General features: G+C 70.8%; 1 protein-coding gene. It reads right to left on the reverse strand.

Annotation, left to right across the window (positions count from 1 at the left end; genetic code table 11):
* The coding region (locus ABFX54_RS56660; protein WP_346115621.1) for a discoidin domain-containing protein at positions 1 to 874 on the reverse strand (874 nt) is incomplete at both ends.

Raw genomic sequence — 874 nt, forward strand, 5'->3', positions numbered from 1 at the left:
AGGTCGGGGTTGGGCGCGGGGGTGCCGAAGATCTGGAACTCGGCGACCTGGCCGCCTGGGGCGCCGGTGTTGGCGGTGAACTGCAGGCGGATGTCGGCGGCGGTGGCGGTGAGCGGGATGGTGACGGTGTTGCCGGTGGCGGGGTCGAAGGTGTAGGTGGCGCTGGGGACGAGGGTGGTGTAGGTGGTGGCGTTCTGGGTGCGGCCGAGGACTTGGAGGGTCTGGGTGCGGCGGGCCCAGGCGGGGTCGGGGTTGAGTTTGAGGGTGAGGGAGGTGAGGGTGGCGTTTGCGCCGAGGGGGGCGGTCAGGGTGGCGGGGTAGGCGGCGCTTTCCCAGTAGGTCTGGGTGGTGTCGTCGTTGGCGTTGGCGGCGACGTAGGTGTGGGTGTGGGAGGACTCGGTGAGGGTTTTGCCGAGGGCGAGGTTGGTGGCGTCGCCGGGGGTGTCGGGGGTGGGGCCCCAGAGTTCGGCTTCGGCGAGCTGGGCGGCGGGCCAGCCGGTGTTGGCGGTGATCTGGATGCGGACGTATCGGGTGGTGGTGGCGGGGATGGTGAGGGTGGCGGTGGGGTTGAAGGTGTGGGTGGCGGAGGCGAGCAGGGTGGTGAAGGTGGTGCCGTTGGTGCTGCCCTGGACGGTCAGGGTCTGGGTGCGGGAGGGCCAGCCGGTGGGCAGTTTGAGGACGGCGCGGTTGACGGTCGCGGTGGCGCCGAGGTCGATCTGGACCCATTGGGGGAAGGCGTTGCCGGCGGATTCCCAGTAGGTGGCCTGGTTGCCGTCGGTGACGTTGGCGGCGCGGTAGACGTCGTGGAAGGTGCTGGCGGTGGCGTTCTTGCCGGCGGCGAGGTCGGTGTCGGCTAGTTGGGCGTGGGCGGCGT

Origin of the sequence: Nonomuraea maheshkhaliensis (assembly GCF_039529435.1) — a bacterium.
GTDB classification, from domain to species: domain Bacteria; phylum Actinomycetota; class Actinomycetes; order Streptosporangiales; family Streptosporangiaceae; genus Nonomuraea; species Nonomuraea maheshkhaliensis.